Annotated in this window: 16 protein-coding genes; 10 read left to right on the top strand and 6 right to left on the bottom strand. The window is 71.6% G+C overall.

The genetic code is table 11. The features are described 5' to 3' along the window. Positions 1-48 precede the first annotated feature (48 nt). Positions 49-2,727 carry a pyruvate, phosphate dikinase gene (gene ppdK / locus KHC27_RS11920; protein WP_213339320.1) on the top strand — a complete coding sequence of 893 codons (2,679 nt, stop codon included), beginning with the start codon at positions 49-51 and terminating at the stop codon, positions 2,725-2,727. Between the two features lie 92 nt (positions 2,728-2,819). Here the strand turns inward: ppdK and KHC27_RS11915 are convergent, their stop codons facing one another. The 4 genes from KHC27_RS11915 to KHC27_RS11900 all read right to left on the bottom strand — a co-directional run bounded on the left by KHC27_RS11915 (position 2,820) and on the right by KHC27_RS11900 (position 6,831). Continuing rightward, positions 2,820-3,101 carry a type II toxin-antitoxin system RelE family toxin gene (locus tag KHC27_RS11915; protein WP_213339318.1) on the bottom strand — a complete coding sequence of 94 codons (282 nt, stop codon included), beginning with the start codon at positions 3,099-3,101 and terminating at the stop codon, positions 2,820-2,822. Further along, positions 3,091-3,336, bottom strand: coding sequence for a type II toxin-antitoxin system Phd/YefM family antitoxin (locus tag KHC27_RS11910; protein WP_213339317.1), 246 nt, complete (start codon positions 3,334-3,336; stop codon positions 3,091-3,093). The genes KHC27_RS11915 and KHC27_RS11910 overlap by 11 nt, the downstream gene beginning before the upstream one ends. Before the next feature lie 135 nt (positions 3,337-3,471). Continuing rightward, the gene (gene mutS, locus KHC27_RS11905; RefSeq protein ID WP_213339521.1) at positions 3,472-6,258 is read right to left on the bottom strand and encodes a DNA mismatch repair protein MutS; all 2,787 of its coding nucleotides are present in this window, start codon (positions 6,256-6,258) and stop codon (positions 3,472-3,474) included. A 78-nt stretch (positions 6,259-6,336) separates the two neighbouring features. Beyond that, positions 6,337-6,831 carry an MmcB family DNA repair protein gene (locus KHC27_RS11900; RefSeq protein WP_213339312.1) on the bottom strand — a complete coding sequence of 165 codons (495 nt, stop codon included), beginning with the start codon at positions 6,829-6,831 and terminating at the stop codon, positions 6,337-6,339. Between the two features lie 235 nt (positions 6,832-7,066). Here KHC27_RS11900 and KHC27_RS11895 point away from each other — a divergent pair, with 235 nt between their 5' ends. Continuing rightward, positions 7,067-7,669, top strand: coding sequence for a chromate transporter (locus KHC27_RS11895; protein ID WP_213339308.1), 603 nt, complete (start codon positions 7,067-7,069; stop codon positions 7,667-7,669). Positions 7,670-7,679: 10 nt separating this feature from the next. Continuing rightward, the gene (locus KHC27_RS11890; RefSeq protein ID WP_213339306.1) at positions 7,680-8,207 is read left to right on the top strand and encodes a chromate transporter; all 528 of its coding nucleotides are present in this window, start codon (positions 7,680-7,682) and stop codon (positions 8,205-8,207) included. Positions 8,208-8,238: 31 nt separating this feature from the next. Here KHC27_RS11890 and KHC27_RS11885 read toward each other — a convergent pair whose 3' ends face one another. Beyond that, positions 8,239-9,711, bottom strand: coding sequence for an MATE family efflux transporter (locus KHC27_RS11885; protein WP_213339305.1), 1,473 nt, complete (start codon positions 9,709-9,711; stop codon positions 8,239-8,241). Positions 9,712-9,897: 186 nt separating this feature from the next. Here KHC27_RS11885 and argB point away from each other — a divergent pair, with 186 nt between their 5' ends. From argB to dapE, 4 genes are all read left to right on the top strand, one after another. Continuing rightward, positions 9,898-10,815 carry an acetylglutamate kinase gene (gene argB / locus KHC27_RS11880; RefSeq protein ID WP_213339303.1) on the top strand — a complete coding sequence of 306 codons (918 nt, stop codon included), beginning with the start codon at positions 9,898-9,900 and terminating at the stop codon, positions 10,813-10,815. A gap of 71 nt (positions 10,816-10,886) precedes the next feature. Continuing rightward, a complete protein-coding gene (locus KHC27_RS11875) occupies positions 10,887-11,606 on the top strand; it encodes a pyrimidine 5'-nucleotidase (protein WP_213339301.1) in 720 nt (239 codons plus the stop codon). Positions 11,607-11,711: 105 nt separating this feature from the next. Then, positions 11,712-12,554 carry a 2,3,4,5-tetrahydropyridine-2,6-dicarboxylate N-succinyltransferase gene (gene dapD, locus KHC27_RS11870; RefSeq protein WP_213339299.1) on the top strand — a complete coding sequence of 281 codons (843 nt, stop codon included), beginning with the start codon at positions 11,712-11,714 and terminating at the stop codon, positions 12,552-12,554. 55 nt (positions 12,555-12,609) lie between these two features. After that, the gene (gene dapE, locus KHC27_RS11865) at positions 12,610-13,839 is read left to right on the top strand and encodes a succinyl-diaminopimelate desuccinylase (protein ID WP_213339297.1); all 1,230 of its coding nucleotides are present in this window, start codon (positions 12,610-12,612) and stop codon (positions 13,837-13,839) included. 65 nt (positions 13,840-13,904) lie between these two features. On the opposite strand, the gene KHC27_RS11860 is transcribed toward dapE, so the two are convergent. Beyond that, positions 13,905-14,234, bottom strand: coding sequence for a porin (locus KHC27_RS11860; RefSeq protein ID WP_213339295.1), 330 nt, complete (start codon positions 14,232-14,234; stop codon positions 13,905-13,907). Between the two features lie 387 nt (positions 14,235-14,621). Here KHC27_RS11860 and KHC27_RS11855 point away from each other — a divergent pair, with 387 nt between their 5' ends. From KHC27_RS11855 to KHC27_RS11845, 3 genes are all read left to right on the top strand, one after another. Then, on the top strand, positions 14,622-15,056 hold the full coding sequence (locus KHC27_RS11855; protein WP_213339294.1) for an NUDIX hydrolase: 435 nt from the start codon (positions 14,622-14,624) through the stop codon (positions 15,054-15,056). 133 nt (positions 15,057-15,189) lie between these two features. Then, positions 15,190-15,570 carry a TIGR02301 family protein gene (locus tag KHC27_RS11850; protein ID WP_213339292.1) on the top strand — a complete coding sequence of 127 codons (381 nt, stop codon included), beginning with the start codon at positions 15,190-15,192 and terminating at the stop codon, positions 15,568-15,570. 137 nt (positions 15,571-15,707) lie between these two features. Beyond that, positions 15,708-15,980, top strand: a complete 273-nt coding sequence (locus tag KHC27_RS11845; protein WP_213339291.1) for a hypothetical protein — start codon at positions 15,708-15,710, stop codon at positions 15,978-15,980. Positions 15,981-15,986: the final 6 nt, after the last annotated feature.

Genomic DNA, 15,986 nt, shown 5'->3' with positions numbered 1-15,986 from the left:
TCGGACGGGGATCGCTTTCACCGGCTCCTCGATACGGATTCTCAAAAAATGACGAAATGGGTCTACACCTTCGGTGACGGCACTGCGGAAGGCGCTGCTGAAATGCGCAATCTGCTGGGCGGCAAAGGCGCCAACCTTGCCGAAATGTCCAATCTCGGCCTGCCCGTGCCTCCGGGCTTCACCATATCCACTGAAGTGTGTACCTGGTATTACGCGCACGGAAACGCCTATCCCGAGGAGCTCAAGGGGCAGGTCGAGGACGCGCTCGGCCAGATCGCCCGGCTCACCGGCAAGACCTTCGGCGATCCCGCCAATCCCCAGCTCGTCTCCGTGCGCTCCGGCGCCCGCGCCTCCATGCCGGGCATGATGGACACGGTGCTCAATCTCGGCCTGAACGACGGCACGGTCGAGGCGGTGGCGGCCGCCTCCGGTGACGCCCGCTTCGCCTATGACAGCTACCGCCGCTTCATCCAGATGTACTCGAATGTCGTGCTGGACCTGTCCCACCACCATTTCGAGGAGGTGCTGGACGGCTACAAGGAGGAGCACGGCTATTCCCTCGACACCGACCTCTCGGCGGAGGACTGGAAGGAGATCGTGACGCGCTACAAGGCGCTGGTCGCCCATGAGCTCGGCCGGCCCTTCCCGCAGGACCCGCACGACCAGCTCTGGGGCGCGATCGGCGCCGTGTTCGGCTCGTGGATGAACCAGCGCGCCATCGTCTACCGCCGCCTTCACGCCATCCCCGAGAGCTGGGGCACGGCGGTGAACGTGCAGGCCATGGTGTTCGGCAACATGGGCGAGACCTCGGCCACCGGCGTCGCCTTCACCCGCAACCCCTCCACCGGCGAGAACGCGCTGTATGGCGAGTTCCTGATCAACGCCCAGGGCGAGGACGTGGTGGCGGGCATCCGCACCCCGCAGAACATCACCGAATCCGCGCGCATCGCCGCCGGCTCCGACAAGCCTTCGATGGAAAGCGCGCTTCCCGAGGTGTTCACCGAGTTCCAGCGCATCGCCGGCGTGCTGGAAGGCCATTACCGCGACATGCAGGACCTCGAATTCACCGTCGAGCGCGGCAAGCTGTGGATGCTGCAGACCCGCTCGGGCAAGCGCACCGCCAAGGCGGCGCTGCGCATCGCGGTGGAGCTTGCCAATGACGGGGTGATCACCAGGGAGGAGGCCATCGCCCGGGTCGACCCCGCCGCGCTCGACCAGCTTCTCCACCCCATGCTCGACCCCAAGGCCGACAAGAAGATCATCGGCTCGGGCCTGCCGGCCTCGCCCGGCGCCGCCTCGGGCGAGATCGTGTTCTCCGCCGACGAGGCCGAGCTGCTGAAGTCGCAGGGCCGCAAGGTCATCCTGGTGCGCATCGAGACCTCGCCGGAAGACATTCACGGCATGCACGCCGCCGAGGGCATCCTCACCACCCGCGGCGGCATGACCTCGCACGCCGCCGTGGTGGCGCGCGGCATGGGCAAGCCCTGCGTCTGCGGCGCCGGCACCATCCGGGTCGATTATGCCGCCGGCACGCTCTCCTCGGGCGGGGTGACGCTGAAGAAGGGCGACATCCTCACCCTCGACGGCGGCACCGGCCAGGTCATCGCCGGTGCGGTGCCCACCCTGCAGCCGGAGCTTTCCGGCGAATTCGGCACGCTGATGGGCTGGGCCGACGCGGTGCGCCGGCTGAAGGTGCGCGCCAACGCGGAAACCCCGCTCGACGCCCGCACCGCCAAGAGCTTCGGCGCCGAGGGCATCGGCCTGTCGCGCACCGAGCACATGTTCTTCGACGCCGGCCGCATCAAGTCGGTGCGGGAGATGATCCTCGCCGACGACGAGGCCGGCCGCCGGGCGGCGCTGGCCAAGCTGCTGCCGTTCCAGCGGCAGGACTTCATCGAGCTGTTCGAGATCATGGACGGGCTGCCCGTCACCATCCGACTGCTCGACCCGCCGCTGCACGAATTCCTGCCGCACACCGACGCCGAGATCGCCGAGGTGGCGGAGGCGCTGGGCGTCACCCCGCAGAAGCTGGCGGCGCGGAAGAAGGAGTTCGACGAGTTCAACCCGATGCTCGGCTTCCGCGGCTGCCGCCTCGCCATTGCCTTCCCGGAGATCGCGGAGATGCAGGCCCGCGCCATCTTCGAGGCCGCGGTGGCGGCGGAGAAGTCCACCGGCAAGCCGGTGGTGCCGGAGGTGATGGTGCCCCTCATCACCGGCAAGCGCGAATTCGACCTCGTGAAGGACGTGATCGACGCCACCGCGAAGAAGGTGGAGGCCGAGACGGGGGCGACGCTGAGCTATCAGGTCGGCACCATGATCGAGCTGCCGCGCGCGGCGCTGAAAGCCCATGAGATCGCCGAGACCGCGGAGTTCTTCTCCTACGGCACCAACGACCTCACCCAGACCACCTACGGCATCTCGCGCGACGATGCCGGCACCTTCCTCGGCACCTATGTGCAGAAGGGCATCTTCGAGATCGACCCCTTCATCTCGATCGATGTCGAGGGCGTCGGCGAGCTGGTGAAGCTCGCCACCGAGCGCGGCCGCTCGGTGCGGCCGAAGCTCAAGCTCGGCATCTGCGGCGAGCATGGCGGGGACCCCGCCTCGGTCGCGTTCTGCCACGAGGTGGGGCTGGACTATGTCTCCTGCTCGCCGTTCCGCGTGCCGATCGCCCGTCTCGCGGCGGCGCAGGCCGCGCTGAAGAGCAAGGTGGCGAGCCAGGCCTGAGGAAACATGCAAAGGAGCCCCCCCTCGTGAGGGGGCTCCTTCATTTCTCATTCAAACGGAAACGTGTGAATGAGAATCGCAGTTTTTGCCCGTCAGGCAGAGGCAGCAATCGCAAACACCTCGGCGCGCTCGCGCTTGCCGACTGCCACGACCACCACCGTGATCCGCGCCTCCTCGACGCGGTAGACCAGCCGGTAGCCGGCGGCACGCAGTTTGATCTTGTAGTGATCCGGCATGCCGCGCAGGACGTCGGCCTCGACGCGCGGGTGGGCCAGCCGCTCCGCCAGTTTGTTCTTGAATTGGACGCGCAGCGTCGCACCGAGCCTGTCCCATTCCTTCCGGGCCGACGGCAGGAATTCGAGACTATAGGTCATCAAGGCCGACCGGCACGCCCTTCTCGCCGGCGCGGGCCTTGGCGATATCGGCGAGCACCTGGTCGTCCAGCGCGTCGATCATGGCCTCATAGGTCGCAGCCGGCACCATATAGGCCATGACCCTTTTGTGGTTCAGGATTGCGACCGAGCCGCCACGTGCGCCCTCGACCACGGCGGTCGGGTTCTTCTTGAGGTCGGAGACGCTGACGGCGATATCGGCTTCGACGCGCTGCATGACGGGCTCACATTCCATGACCGGAATTCAGGTCTGATTTCCGTCTATACCTTGTCCGGGGACAGCGTGCCAGAACCGTCGGAAGGCGGGTCTCCTCAAAGACAACATGGCCTCCCCACCCCGTGTATCGGCCCCTCACCCGCCCCGTGCCATCCCCTTCAGCCTGTACAGCGCCTCCAGCGCCTCGCGCGGGGTCATCTCGTCGGGGTCGAGGCCGGCGAGGGCGGCTTTCACCGCCTCGGCCGCGGGGTCGGCCTTTGCCGCGGGCGCTGTCGCCGCCAGCGCGGGAGCCGGCCGGTTGAGCGCGGCGAAGAGCGGGAGGTCGTCGAGGATGCGCTGGGCCGGGGCGGCGCGGTCGGCGGACTCCAGCTCGGTCAGCACCGCGCGGGCCCGCTCCACCACCGCGGCCGGCAGCCCGGCGAGCCGGGCGACCTGGATGCCGTAGGAGCGGTCCGCCGCGCCGGGCACCACCTCGTGCAGGAACACCACCTCGCCCTCCCACTCCTTCACCTTCACCGTGGCGTTGACCAGCCGGGTGAGCCGCTGGGCCAGCGCGGTCAGCTCGTGGAAATGGGTGGCGAACAGGCCGCGGCAGCGATTGGCCTCGTGCAGGTGCTCGAGGCTGGCCCAGGCGATGGACAGGCCGTCGAAGGTCGCGGTGCCGCGGCCGATCTCGTCGAGGATCACCAGCGAGCGCTCGGTGGCCTGGTTGAGGATGGCGGCGGTCTCCACCATCTCGACCATGAAGGTCGAGCGGCCGCGGGCGAGATCGTCCGCCGCGCCGACGCGGGAGAACAGCCGGTCCACCACGCCGAGGCGCGCCGAGCTGGCCGGCACGAAGGCGCCCGCCTGGGCGAGGATGGCGATCAGCGCGTTCTGCCGCAGGAAGGTCGACTTGCCCGCCATGTTCGGGCCGGTGACCAGCCAGATCCGCCCCGCCCTGCTCCGGGCGGAGGGGGCGGAGAGGTCGCAGTCATTGGCGATGAAGGGCCCGCCGTCGCGGCGCAGCGCCTGCTCCACCACCGGGTGGCGGCCGCCGGCAATGGCGAAGTCGAGCCCGTCGCTCACCTCCGGCCGGACATGGTTCTCCTCCACCGCGAGCCTGGCGAGGCCGGCGGTGACGTCGATCACCGCCAGCGCGGCGGCGCAGGCGCGGATGATCGCGGCGTTCTCCAGGACGTCGGCGGCCAGCCGCTCGAACACCGCCTGCTCCAGCGCCAGCGCCCGCTCCCCGGCGCTGGCGATCTTCGTCTCCAGCTCGCCCAGCTCGACAGAGGAGAACCGCACCGCCCCGGCCATGGTCTGCCGGTGCACGAACAGGGCGGCGAAGGGCGGCTCGCGCAGCCGGTCGGCGTTCTGCGCGCTCACCTCGACGAAATAGCCGAGCACCGCGTTGTGACGGATCTTCAGCGCCCTTATGCCGGTCTCCTCGACATAGCGGCGCTCCAGCGCCGCGACGACGCGGCGGCTTTCGTCGCGCAGCGCCCGGGTGGCGTCGAGATCGGGGTCGAAGCCGGCGCGCACGAAGCCGCCGTCGCGGCGATAGGGCGGCAGCTCGTCGGCGAGGGCGGCGAGCAGGGTCGCGGCCAGCGCCGGGGGCGGGGCGGCGAGATCGCGCGCCGCCTGCATCAGTTCCGCCGGCGCGCCCTCGGCGGCGATCATCGCGGCGATCACCCCGCCTTCGGCAAGGCCCCGGCCAATGGCCGCGAGGTCGCGCGGGCCGGCACGCTGCAGCGCGATGCGGGTGAGGGCGCGGGCGAGATCGGCGGCGCCGGCGAGCCGGGCGCGCAGCCCCTCGCGCAGGCCGGGGCGCTCCGCCAGATGCTCCACCCCGTCGAGCCGGGCGGCGATGGCGGCGGGGTCGGTCAGTGGCTCGGCGAGCCGCCGGGCCAGCAGCCGCGCCCCGGCGGAGGTCACGGTGCGGTCGATTGCGGCGAGCAGGCTGCCGCCGCGCTCGCCGGTGGTGGTGCGCAGGATTTCGAGATTGGCCCGGGTCGCCGGGTCGATGATCATCGCGGCGCTGCCGCTCTCGCGCGCCGGCGGGGAGAGCGGGGGCCGGCTGCCGAGCTGGGTGCGCTCGACATAGGCCACGATGGCGGCGGCGGCGGTCAGCTCCGGCCGGGAGAAGGCGCCGAAGGCGTCCAGCGTCGCGACCCCGAAGAAGCCGGCGATGCGCCGCTCGGCGGTGGCACCGTCGAAGCTCTCCTTCGGCAGCGGCGTCACCGCGGGCAGGCTGCGCCACAGCTCGCGAAAGGCCGGCTCGTCGTGGATCGCGTCCGGCACCAGCAGCTCGGCCGGCTCGATGCGGGCGAGATCGGCGGGGAGCCGGGCCGGGCTGGTTTCGGCGACACGGAAGCTGCCGGTGGAGATGTCGCAGAAGGCCAGCGCATAGGCATAGCCGTCGCCGTCGCCCTGCGCGCCCTCGCCGCCGCGCAGCCGGGCGAGGCTCGCCAGCACGTTTTCGCGGCGGGCGTCGAGCAGGGCGTCCTCGGTGAGGGTGCCGGGGGTGACGAGCCGGGTGACATCGCGCCGCACCACGCTCTTCGGGCCGCGCTTCTTCGCCTCGGCCGGGTCCTCGGTCTGCTCGCACACCGCGACGCGGTGGCCGGCGGCGATGAGCTTGTGGAGATATTCCTCCGCCCGCTCCACCGGCACCCCGGCCATGGGGATGTCCTCGCCCTGGTGCTTGCCGCGCTTGGTCAGCACGATGCCGAGCGTGCGCGAGGCGGCCTCGGCATCCTCGAAGAACAGCTCGTAGAAATCGCCCATCCGGTAGAACAGCAGGCTGTCCGGGTTGGCGGTCTTGATTTCGAGATACTGCGCCATCATCGGCGTCACGCGCTCCTCCGCGGCCGGGCGGCGGGGCTCGGCGGCGGGCGCGGCGGGGTCTTCGGCGGGGCCGATGGCGGAGATGTGCGGCATGTCGCGACGCTGGCAGCAGAGCGGGCCCGATTTCAAGCCCGCTCACCGGTTTTCCCCGCCGCAGAGGCGCGGCGCGGCCTACAGAAGCAGCTCGCGGAAGCCTTCCGGGTCCTGCAGCGCCATCATCCGCGCCGCGGCGGCGCGGGCGAGCCGCAGGGTCAGCGCCCGCCGGGTGGCGGAGGGCATGGGGTGGTGCGGCGCGGGCCGGGCGATCGCGGCGCCGAAGCCGTCCGCCAGGATGATGCCGGTTTCCTCCGGCAGTACCTCGACGGGAAAGTCCGGCGCCACGGCGAAGAACAGCCGGTCGCAGTGCAGCCGGTAGTCCGGCCATTTGCGGTCGGCGCGGAAATCGGCGAGCGAGGATTTGATTTCGAGGATCCACACCTCCCCGCGCGGGTCGAGCCCGACGATGTCGGCCCGCCGGCCGGAGGCGAGCGGCAGCTCCGTCACCCCGACGAGGCCGGAGGCGGCGAGCAGGCGCAGGCTGCCGCGCTGGATGGCAAGGGCGGCGGCGGACTGGCGGCCATCCACCGGCGCCACGGGCCCGGCCGGGCTGAGCAGGGTCTCGGTCATGGCCGCAGTCTAGCGCGGCGGGAACGAAGGGGGAACTCATGTCGCCGGGGGGCAGCGGCCCCATGGCGGTCCGCGGGCGGTTCCATGGCACTGCCGTTGCCGGCCGGTGCTGCCGGAGCACGCCGCCGGCCATCCGGCCGCGCCGGGGGAAGGGTCCTGCCATGCTTTCCCGGCCATGTTCAGCCGTCCGCGCATGATCTATGCAGGGCGCGCCGATGCCTTGCGGGGTCCCCTCATGTCCGCTTCGCCCACCGATGCCGTTCCGCCCGGGTCTGTTCCGCCACCGCGCGAATCGACCCAGCCCCAGCCCGGCCTGTGGGACCTGTTCGTCGGCTTCCTCTCGGTCGCGGTGGTGGCGTTCGGCGGGGTGCTGCCGATCGCGCGGCGCGCCGTGGTCGAGCGCTACCGCTGGGTGAGCGCGGAGGAGTTCACCGAGCTGGTCGGCCTCGCCCAGTTCCTGCCGGGGCCGAACATCGTGAACCTCTCGGTGGTGATCGGCGGGCGCTTCCGCGGGCCGGCGGGCGCGCTGGCGGCGGTGCTCGGGCTTACTCTGGTGCCGATGGCGATCGTCATCGGGCTCGGCGTGCTGTTCGCCCGCTATGCCGACATCGCCGGAGTCGCCGACACGCTCGCCGGCCTTGCCGCTGCCGCCGCCGGCCTCGTCATCGCCACGGCGGCCCGCATGGCCGAGCCGCTCTGGAAGCGGCCGCGCCCGGAGCCGATCGCCATCGCGGCGGCGGCGTTCCTCGCCATCGCGGTGGCGGGCTGGCCGCTGCTGCCGGTGATGCTGACGCTGGCGCCGGTCTCGCTGGCGCTGTTCTGGTGGCGGCTGACGTGAGGGGCGGGCGATGAAGACGGATCCCATCGGCGCGCTGGCCGCCCATTTCCTGACGGTCTCGCTGCTCGCCGTGGGCGGGGCCAATGCCGTGCTGCCGGAGATGCACCGGCAGGTGGTGGAGCAGGCCGGCTGGATGACCGATGCCCAGTTCTCCCAGACCTTCGCCATTGCCCAGGCGGCACCGGGCCCGAACGTCATGGTGGTGACGCTGATCGGCTGGCATGTCGCGGGTCTCGTCGGCGCCCTCGTCGCCACCGCGGCCATGTGCGCGCCGACCTGCGTGCTGGCCTATCTGGTGGGTGGGGTCTGGCACCGCTTCCGCGCGGCGCGCTGGCGCCGGGTGATGCAGGCGGCGCTGGTGCCGATGACCATCGGGCTGATCGCCGCCAGCGGCGTGGTGCTGGCGCAGGGCGCCGCGCGGGGGCCGGGCACCCTCGCGCTCACCATGGCGAGCGCGGCCGTGCTGTTCTTCACCCGGCTGAGCCCGCTCTGGGTGCTGGCGGCGGGCGCCGCGCTCGGCGCGCTGCGGCTGATCTGAACCCGGCGGCACCGCCTGCCGCGGACTCGCGCTACGGCTCCAGCGCCGCCGCGTCCTCGGCGCGGGCGAAGGGGGGCAGCTCGCGCGGGCCGGGCGCCACGGGCGGCGCCGGGCATTCCTGCCGCTCGGCCAGCCGCCGCACCTGCCGGAAGGCGAAGAACAGCGCCGCCACGCCGAAGGCGATGGAGCCCACCGCCTGCCCGCCCAGCACGCCGACCGCTCCCCACAGCTCGCCGCCCAGCGCGACGAAGGGAACGGTGCCCAGCGTCGCCCGGCCCCAGTTGAACAGGGTGGAGAGCAGCGGCGCGCCGAGATTGTTGAACGAGGCATTGGCGACGAACAGCGCGCCGATGAAGATGAAGCTGCCCGCGCCATAGAGGCAGAAGAAGCTCACCACCTCCGCCCCCTCGCCGGACAGGCCGAAGGAGGTGGCGATGGGGTGGCGGGCCAGCGCCATCATCGCCCAGATGAAGAGAACATAGGCGATGGTCAGCTTCAGGCTGTCGGCGATGGCCTGCCGCACCCGGTCGAACCGCAGCGCCCCGACATTCTGGCCGATGATGGGGCCGATCGCCCCGGTGAGCGCGAAGAGCGGGCCGAACGCCACCGGGATGACCCGCCCGATTACCGCCCAGGCCGCCACCGCGGCATCGCCGTGGCTGGCAAGGGCGAAGGTGATGTAGCCATTGCCGAACGGGGTCGCGATGTTGGTGAGGATCGCCGGCACCGCGATGGCCGAGAGCGGGCCGACGTCGCGCCGGAAGCCGTCCACGCTCGGCGGCTCGGCGAGGCCATGCACCCGCACCACGGCGTGGATGCCGTACACCGCCATGAACAGCCGCGAGATCACCGAGACATAGGCGGCGCCCTCGACGCCCCAGCCCATGAGCAGGATGAAGAGCGGATCGAGGATCGCGGTGGCGATGCCACCGCCCAGCGTCACCCACATGGCGCGCCGGGCGTCGCCCACCGCGCGCAGCACGCCGGAAGCGGCCATGCCGATGCCGAGCAGGGCGGTGGAGGGCACCACGATCCAGAGGAACTGGTCGGCGATCGCCCGGGTGCGTCCGGTGGCGCCCAGCAGCCCCACCAGCGCGTCCTGGAAGGGCAGCAGCGCGAGGCTCAGCGCGCCGGTGGTCGCTACCATGTAGACCATGGCGGAGGCGGAAAGCCGCCGCGCCTCGCCCATGTGCCCGGCGCCGACCGCCCGCGCCACCAGCGCCGAGCCGGCGATCATCACCCCGACCGCCGCCGAGGTCATGAAGAACATCATGGTGCCGGCATAGCCGATCGCCGCCGCCAGCTCCTGTTCGCCCAGCAGCGAGATGTAGAACAGGTTCAGCAGGTCGACCACGAACACCGCGACCAGCCCGATCGAGCCGGTGCCGGTCATCACCGCGACGTGGCGCAGGGTCGAGCCCTCGACGAGGCGCGCCGCGCCGGCGCCCGGGCGCCGGCCGGGCGCGGGCTGCTTCGGGGAGGGGGTGCTGTCGTCGCCGCTCATGGCGCGGCTTATCGCATGGCGCGGCCGGGGCCGGAAGGCCGCGGGCCCCGCGCCGGGGCTGTTCCGCTGCCGAACCCGGCTTGCAGAAAAGCACACGCGGGGGAAGGTCATGCGGCAATTGAGAAACGTCATGAAAATCGGCTATAGGCCTCGCGTGCCGAGACCGGGCGAGGACACGATCCGCCGATGAGCCAGACCGAAACCCCCACCGCCGCCAGCCTTCTCGACGACGACCACGCCAAGGCGCGGGTCCTCGTCCAGGCCCTGCCCCACATGCAGCGCTACGACGACGCCATCATCGTGGTGAAGTATGGCGGCCATGCCATGGGCGACGAGCAGGTGGCGCGCGACTTCGCGCAGGACATCGTGCTGCTGGAGCAGGCCGGCGTGAACCCGGTGGTGGTGCATGGCGGCGGCCCGCAGATCGGCGCCATGCTGGCCAAGCTCGGCATCAAGTCGGAATTCGCGGCGGGTCTGCGCATCACCGACAAGGCGACCGTCGAGATCGTCGAGATGGTGCTGGCCGGCTCCATCAACAAGTCGCTGGTCGGCTTCATCAACGAGGCCGGCGGCAAGGCGCTGGGGCTGTCCGGCAAGGACGGCAACATGGTGGTGGCCTCCAAGGTCACCCGCAGCGTCCTCGACCCCGATTCCAATCTGGAGCACGTCATCGACCTCGGCTTCGTCGGCGAGCCGGAGAAGGTGGACACCACGGTGCTCGACCAGATCCTCGGCCGCGAGCTGATTCCGGTGCTCGCCCCGGTGGCGACCGGCGTCGAAGGCGGCACCTTCAACGTCAACGCCGACACCTTCGCCGGCGCCATCGCCGGCGCGCTGGGGGCCAAGCGGCTGCTGCTGCTGACCGACGTGCCGGGCGTGCTCGACCGCGACAAGAACCTGATCAAGGAGCTCAGCATCGCCGAGGCCCGCCGGCTGATCGCCGACGGCACCATCTCCGGCGGCATGATCCCCAAGGTCGAGACCTGCATCTACGCGCTGGAGCAGGGCGTCGAGGGCGTGGTGATCCTCGATGGCAAGGTGCCCCACGCCGTGCTGCTGGAGCTGCTGACCGACCACGGCGCTGGTACATTGATCCGGCGCTGACGCCGCCCGGTTCGGCGGGAGGGCGGCGGCGCCGCCTTCCCGCCCGGCCTGCGCTGGGCTAAAGCTGTGCCATGTCCAGCATCGCCCCACCGGCCGTCGCGCCGGCCGACGCCTTCGCCCATGTCGACACCTGGGTGTTCGACCTCGACAACACGCTCTACCCGCCGGGGCTCGACCTCTGGCGGCAGATCGACGACCGGATGCGGGCCTATATCGCCGGCTTCCTCAATCTCTCGCTGGACGACGCCTTCGCCCTGCAGAAGAGCTATTACCGCACATACGGCACGTCCCTGCGCGGGCTCATGATCGAGCACGGCATGGACCCGGACGCCTTCCTCGCCCATGTCCATCAGATCGACCTGACCTCGCTGGCGCCGGCGCCGGCGCTGGGCGAGGCGCTCGCCGCGCTGCCGGGCCGCAAGCTGGTCTACACCAACGGCTCGCGCCGCCATGCCGCGCAGATCCTCGACAAGCTCGGCATCTCCGGCCATTTCGCCGATGTGCACGACATCGTCGCCGCCGAGTTCCACCCCAAGCCGCAGGAGCCGGCCTATCGCCGCTTCCTCGAGCTGTTCGAGGTCGATGCCGCCCGCGCCGCGATGTTCGAGGACCTCGCCCGCAACCTCGAAGTGCCGGCGCAGCTTGGCATGCGCACCGTGCTGGTGGTGCCGCCCGGCCTCGCCGTCAGCCCGGACGACCGCGAGACCTGGGAGCATGAGGGCCGCGACGGCGACCATATCGATTTCGTCACCGACGACCTCACGGCCTTCCTCGGCAGCCTCGCCCGCTGACGGGCCGCCACGGGGCCGGCGAGCCCGCACGGCGCGGGCGAGAACGGCGTTGACAGCGCGCGCGCGGCGGCGCAAGTCGCGCCCGGACGTTTCGGAGAGCAGGACATGTCGAGCGAACTCAAGGCCATCATCGAAGACGCGTTCGAGAAGCGCGCGGAGATCAGTTTCGACACGCGCGGCCCGGTGCGCGAGGCGGTGGAGGCGGCGCTCGGCCTGCTGGACGCCGGCAAGGCGCGGGTCGCCGAACAGGGCGCGGACGGCAACTGGACCGTCAACCAGTGGCTCAAGAAGGCGGTGCTGCTGTCGTTCCGGCTGAACGACATGGCCCCGATCGGCGGCGGCCCCGGCGGCGCCACCTGGTGGGACAAGGTGCCCTCCAAGTTCGACGGCTGGACCGAGGCCGAATTCCGCGCCGCCGGCTTCCGCGCCGTGCCCGGCTCCATCGTCCGCCGCTCGGCCTATATCGCCCCGAACGTGGTGCTGATGCCGTCCTTCGTGAATCTCGGCGCCAATGTCGGCGAGGGTTCGATGGTGGACACCTGGGCGACGGTGGGGAGCTGCGCCCAGATCGGCCGCCATGTCCATCTCTCCGGCGGCGTCGGCATCGGCGGCGTGCTGGAGCCGCTCCAGGCCGGGCCGGTCATCATCGAGGACGAGTGCTTCATCGGCGCACGCTCCGAGGTGGTCGAAGGCGTCATCGTGCGCAAGGGCTCGGTCCTTTCCATGGGCGTCTTCATCTCCGCCACCACCAAGATCGTCGACCGCGCCACCGGCGAGGTCTTCGTCGGCGAGGTGCCGGCCTATTCCGTGGTGGTGCCGGGCTCGCTGCCGGGCAAGCCGCTGCCGGACGGCACGCCGGGCCCTTCGCTTTATTGCGCGGTGATCGTGAAGCGGGTGGACGCCCAGACCCGCTCCAAGACCTCCATCAACGATCTGCTGCGCGACTGAGGCCGCGCCGGCCCAGCCGGCCGGACTGCACGCCCGCGGAGAGAGGAGACGTCACATGGCCGAGCGACAGGTGCCCGACGTGCCGTTGCCAGAGGTGGAATCCTCTCCCAACCCGGCGCCCGCCGATCCGGTGGAGATCGCCCGCGCGCTCATCCGCTGCCCCTCGGTGACGCCGGAGGAGGGCGGGGCGCTGGACTATCTCGGCGGGCTGCTCGGCGCCGCCGGCTTCGAGGTGCACCGGGTGCGGCTCTGCGCGCCGGACACGCCGGATGTCGAAAATCTCTACGCCCGCTTCGGCCGCCGCGCGCCCAATCTCTGCTTTGCCGGCCACACCGACGTGGTGCCGCCCGGCGACGCCGCGCACTGGCGCTTTCCCCCCTTCGAGGGCGCGATACGCGACGGGCTGCTCTATGGCCGCGGCGCGGTGGACATGAAGGGCGGGGTGGCGGCCATGGTCGCCGCGTCGCTCGACCATATCGCCCGGCACGGCGAGGACCTGCCCGGCTCCATCTCCTTCCTCATCACCGGCGACGAGGAAGGCCCGGCCATCAACGGCACCGAGAAACTGCTGCGCTGGCTGGCCGACCGCGACGAGCGCATCGACCATTGCGTGCTGGGCGAGCCCTCCAGCCGCGCCGCGCTCGGCGACATGGTGAAGATCGGCCGGCGCGGCTCGCTCTCCGGCACCCTCACCGTGCATGGCCGGCAGGGCCATGTCGGCTACCCCCACCTCGCCGAAAACCCGGTGCGCGGCATGGTCCGCCTGCTGGCCGCGCTGCTGGAGGCCCCGCTCGACGGCGGCACCGCCCATTTCCAGGCCTCCAATCTGGAGGTGGTCTCGGTGGATGTCGGCAATCCCGCCTTCAACGTCATTCCCGCCGAGGCGCGCGCCCGCTTCAACATCCGCTTCAACGATCTGTGGATGCCCGACACGCTGGCGGCCGAGATCGAGCGCCGCCTCGCGGCGGCGGCCGGCAACGAGGTGCGCTGGACGGTGGCGTTCGAGAACCGCGCCAGCGACAGCTTCCTCACCGCGCCCGGCCCGTTCGTCGAGCTGGTGGTGGAGTCGATCGCGGCGACCACCGGGCGGCGGCCGGAGCTTTCCACCACCGGCGGCACCTCCGACGCCCGCTTCATCAAGGATTACTGCCCGGTGCTGGAGTTCGGCCTGGTCGGCACCTCCATGCACGCGGTGGACGAGGCGACGCCGGTCGACGAGCTGGCGGCGCTGAAGCGGGTCTATGAAGGCATCATCGCCCGCTATTTCGCCGCCTTCGGCACCTGAGCGCCGGGGCTAGGCCGGGGCGCCACGGTCGGGACGCCCGGGTACACCCTCTCCGGTGGCGCCGGCTATTGCGAGCGCAGCGCCGGGGCGATGGCGCTGTTGCCGCTGAAGGTGGAGGTGCCGCCGGCGCTGTAGGTGTCGGCCTGGGTCGAGGCGCCGACCTTCATGCAGGTCGAGGTGCCGGGCACCCGGACGAAACCCGCGCCATAGCTGGCGCAGAGCGAATCGGCCGGGGCCTGTGCGGTGGCGGGTGGCGTGGCGGGCGCGCTGGCACTGGTCGCGGCCGCCTCTCCGGCGGCAAGTCCGGCAAGGCTGAGCGCCAGCGCAACCGCCCGCGCTCCCGATCCGATGCGCCGGCGTCCACGCGGGCCCTGCGCGCGATTCGATGCTGTCATTCCATCCTCCCGATAGGGTGCGACTGTTGATGCCGATTGCGGCTTCCTGCGGGCGCCCCGGCCGCCCCGGCCGTCCGATCGAGTCACGCGGTGCGTGGGTTGGGGTCGAGCCCGGGCTAGCCCGGCGCGGCGCCCGCGCTGGAGGGGCGGGACCCGTGGGCAAGACCGCCGGCTTCAGGGTTCGTGCAGCGGCAGGGCTGGAAGGCGGCACGGTGCATCAGGCACTCCCACGTCAGGGCTGGCGGGATGATTCGATCGGATTGCGGCGGCATCGGGGCACCGGAAAGCCACGCCGCCGGCGCCGAAGGCGGCGGGAGGACCGTCATCGCTGGCGCGAGTCCTGCCGCTCGTTTACGCCCGTCAGGTCCACCTCTCGCGGAGATTTCCATGACCACATCCCCCGTCCGCCCCGTTCTCGCCACCTCCACCGCGGTGTTCCGCGAGGGCCGCGTGCTGCTGGCCCGGCGCGGCAAGGCGCCGATGAAAGGGGTGTGGACCCTGCCGGGCGGCCGGGTGGAGCCGGGCGAGCCGCTCGCCGCCGCCGCCGCGCGCGAATTGATGGAGGAGGTCGGGGTCGAGGTGGACCTGCTCGGCGTGTCCGGCGCCCTCGATATCATCTACCGCGATGCCGAGGGCGTTCTCGGCGCGCATTATGTCGTGGTGGTCCATGCCGCCCTCTGGCGCGCCGGCGAGCCGAGCGTGGGGCCGGAGGCGGCCGAGGTCGGCTGGTTCGAACCCGGCGCGCTGCCCGAGCCGGTGACCGACGGGCTCGGCGACATGGTGGCGCTGGCCGCCGCGCGGGCGCTCCAGGGCCCCGCCTGAGGCCGCCGGGCTGGGGTGGGGGCGGCCTTTGCGGGGTGCGGCGTTCCGTTCCCGCATGCCGGCGCGACCGGCCCGGGCACGGCGCGCCATGCCGGCTTGACGCCCGCCGCGCCGGGGCGCAGGAGGAAGGGCGATGCGTCTCCTGGTCCTGTTCCCGCTGCTCTGGCTGAGCCTCGTTCCCGCCGCCGCGCAGCAGGCGGAGGGCGGCGCGCCGCCTTATGACGCGGACCTCCAGCACCTCGCCGAGGTGATGGGCGCGCTGCATTATCTGCGCCCGCTCTGCGGCGCGGCCGAGCCGACCCGCTGGCGCGAGGAGATGCAGGCGCTGCTGGCGGCGGAGGCCCCCACCGAGCCGCGGCGCGGCCAGCTCGTCGCCGCCTTCAACCGCGGGCATGACAGCTACGCGCAGGTCTACCGCACCTGCACCAGCTCCGCCCGTCTCGCGGCTGGACGCTATCTCGACGAGGGCATGCGGCTGTCCCGCGACATCGCCGCCCGCTACGGCAGCAACTGACGCTCCCGGCGCGGCGGGCGCGCGGGCCATGCGTTGTACGCAGGCCACCGCGTTAACCTTTCCGCAAAGCTTGGCCCGGTCGCGCGATCCGGCGTGCTAAGGTGCCGTTGCGGTCACGAGGCCGCACGGAGGCGCCCTTGGCCCAACTGCCCGATCCCCTCATCGTCGAAGCCGATGCCGACCAGCAGGCGGAGGACGAGCGTCACGCGGCGCTCGCCTATCTCGACGAGGCGTGGAACGAAGCCGTCTATGACGGGCTCGACGAGGATTGCCTGGCGCAGGCCGCGCTCTTCACCGCGATGCGCTCGCTGGTGGCCACCTATGGCGAGGAGGCCGCGGCCGGCTTCGCCGCACGGCTCGCCGAGCGTATCCGCGCCGGGGAATACACCGTGCCGATGAACCGGCAGTAGAGAGCC

Source organism: Ancylobacter lacus (assembly GCF_018390635.1).
Lineage (GTDB): Bacteria > Pseudomonadota > Alphaproteobacteria > Rhizobiales > Xanthobacteraceae > Ancylobacter > Ancylobacter lacus.
The sequence above is the reverse complement of the archived record's forward strand: the minus strand, read 5'-3'. Positions and strand labels throughout refer to the sequence as shown.

Bases quoted from the DNA above. Each gene is read 5' to 3' on its own strand.
- KHC27_RS11875 (WP_213339301.1), top strand. From the start codon at position 10,887: ATGTCCAGCATCGCCCCACCGGCCGTCGCGCCGGCCGACGCCTTCGCC.
- KHC27_RS11890 (WP_213339306.1), top strand. From the start codon at position 7,680: ATGAAGACGGATCCCATCGGCGCGCTGGCCGCCCATTTCCTGACGGTC.
- KHC27_RS11860 (WP_213339295.1), bottom strand. From the start codon at position 14,234: ATGACAGCATCGAATCGCGCGCAGGGCCCGCGTGGACGCCGGCGCATC.
- KHC27_RS11895 (WP_213339308.1), top strand. From the start codon at position 7,067: ATGTCCGCTTCGCCCACCGATGCCGTTCCGCCCGGGTCTGTTCCGCCA.
- dapD (WP_213339299.1), top strand. From the start codon at position 11,712: ATGTCGAGCGAACTCAAGGCCATCATCGAAGACGCGTTCGAGAAGCGC.
- KHC27_RS11850 (WP_213339292.1), top strand. From the start codon at position 15,190: ATGCGTCTCCTGGTCCTGTTCCCGCTGCTCTGGCTGAGCCTCGTTCCC.
- ppdK (WP_213339320.1), top strand. From the start codon at position 49: ATGACGAAATGGGTCTACACCTTCGGTGACGGCACTGCGGAAGGCGCT.
- argB (WP_213339303.1), top strand. From the start codon at position 9,898: ATGAGCCAGACCGAAACCCCCACCGCCGCCAGCCTTCTCGACGACGAC.
- KHC27_RS11910 (WP_213339317.1), bottom strand. From the start codon at position 3,336: ATGCAGCGCGTCGAAGCCGATATCGCCGTCAGCGTCTCCGACCTCAAG.
- dapE (WP_213339297.1), top strand. From the start codon at position 12,610: ATGGCCGAGCGACAGGTGCCCGACGTGCCGTTGCCAGAGGTGGAATCC.
- KHC27_RS11855 (WP_213339294.1), top strand. From the start codon at position 14,622: ATGACCACATCCCCCGTCCGCCCCGTTCTCGCCACCTCCACCGCGGTG.
- KHC27_RS11900 (WP_213339312.1), bottom strand. From the start codon at position 6,831: ATGACCGAGACCCTGCTCAGCCCGGCCGGGCCCGTGGCGCCGGTGGAT.
- KHC27_RS11885 (WP_213339305.1), bottom strand. From the start codon at position 9,711: ATGAGCGGCGACGACAGCACCCCCTCCCCGAAGCAGCCCGCGCCCGGC.
- mutS (WP_213339521.1), bottom strand. From the start codon at position 6,258: ATGCCGCACATCTCCGCCATCGGCCCCGCCGAAGACCCCGCCGCGCCC.
- KHC27_RS11915 (WP_213339318.1), bottom strand. From the start codon at position 3,101: ATGACCTATAGTCTCGAATTCCTGCCGTCGGCCCGGAAGGAATGGGAC.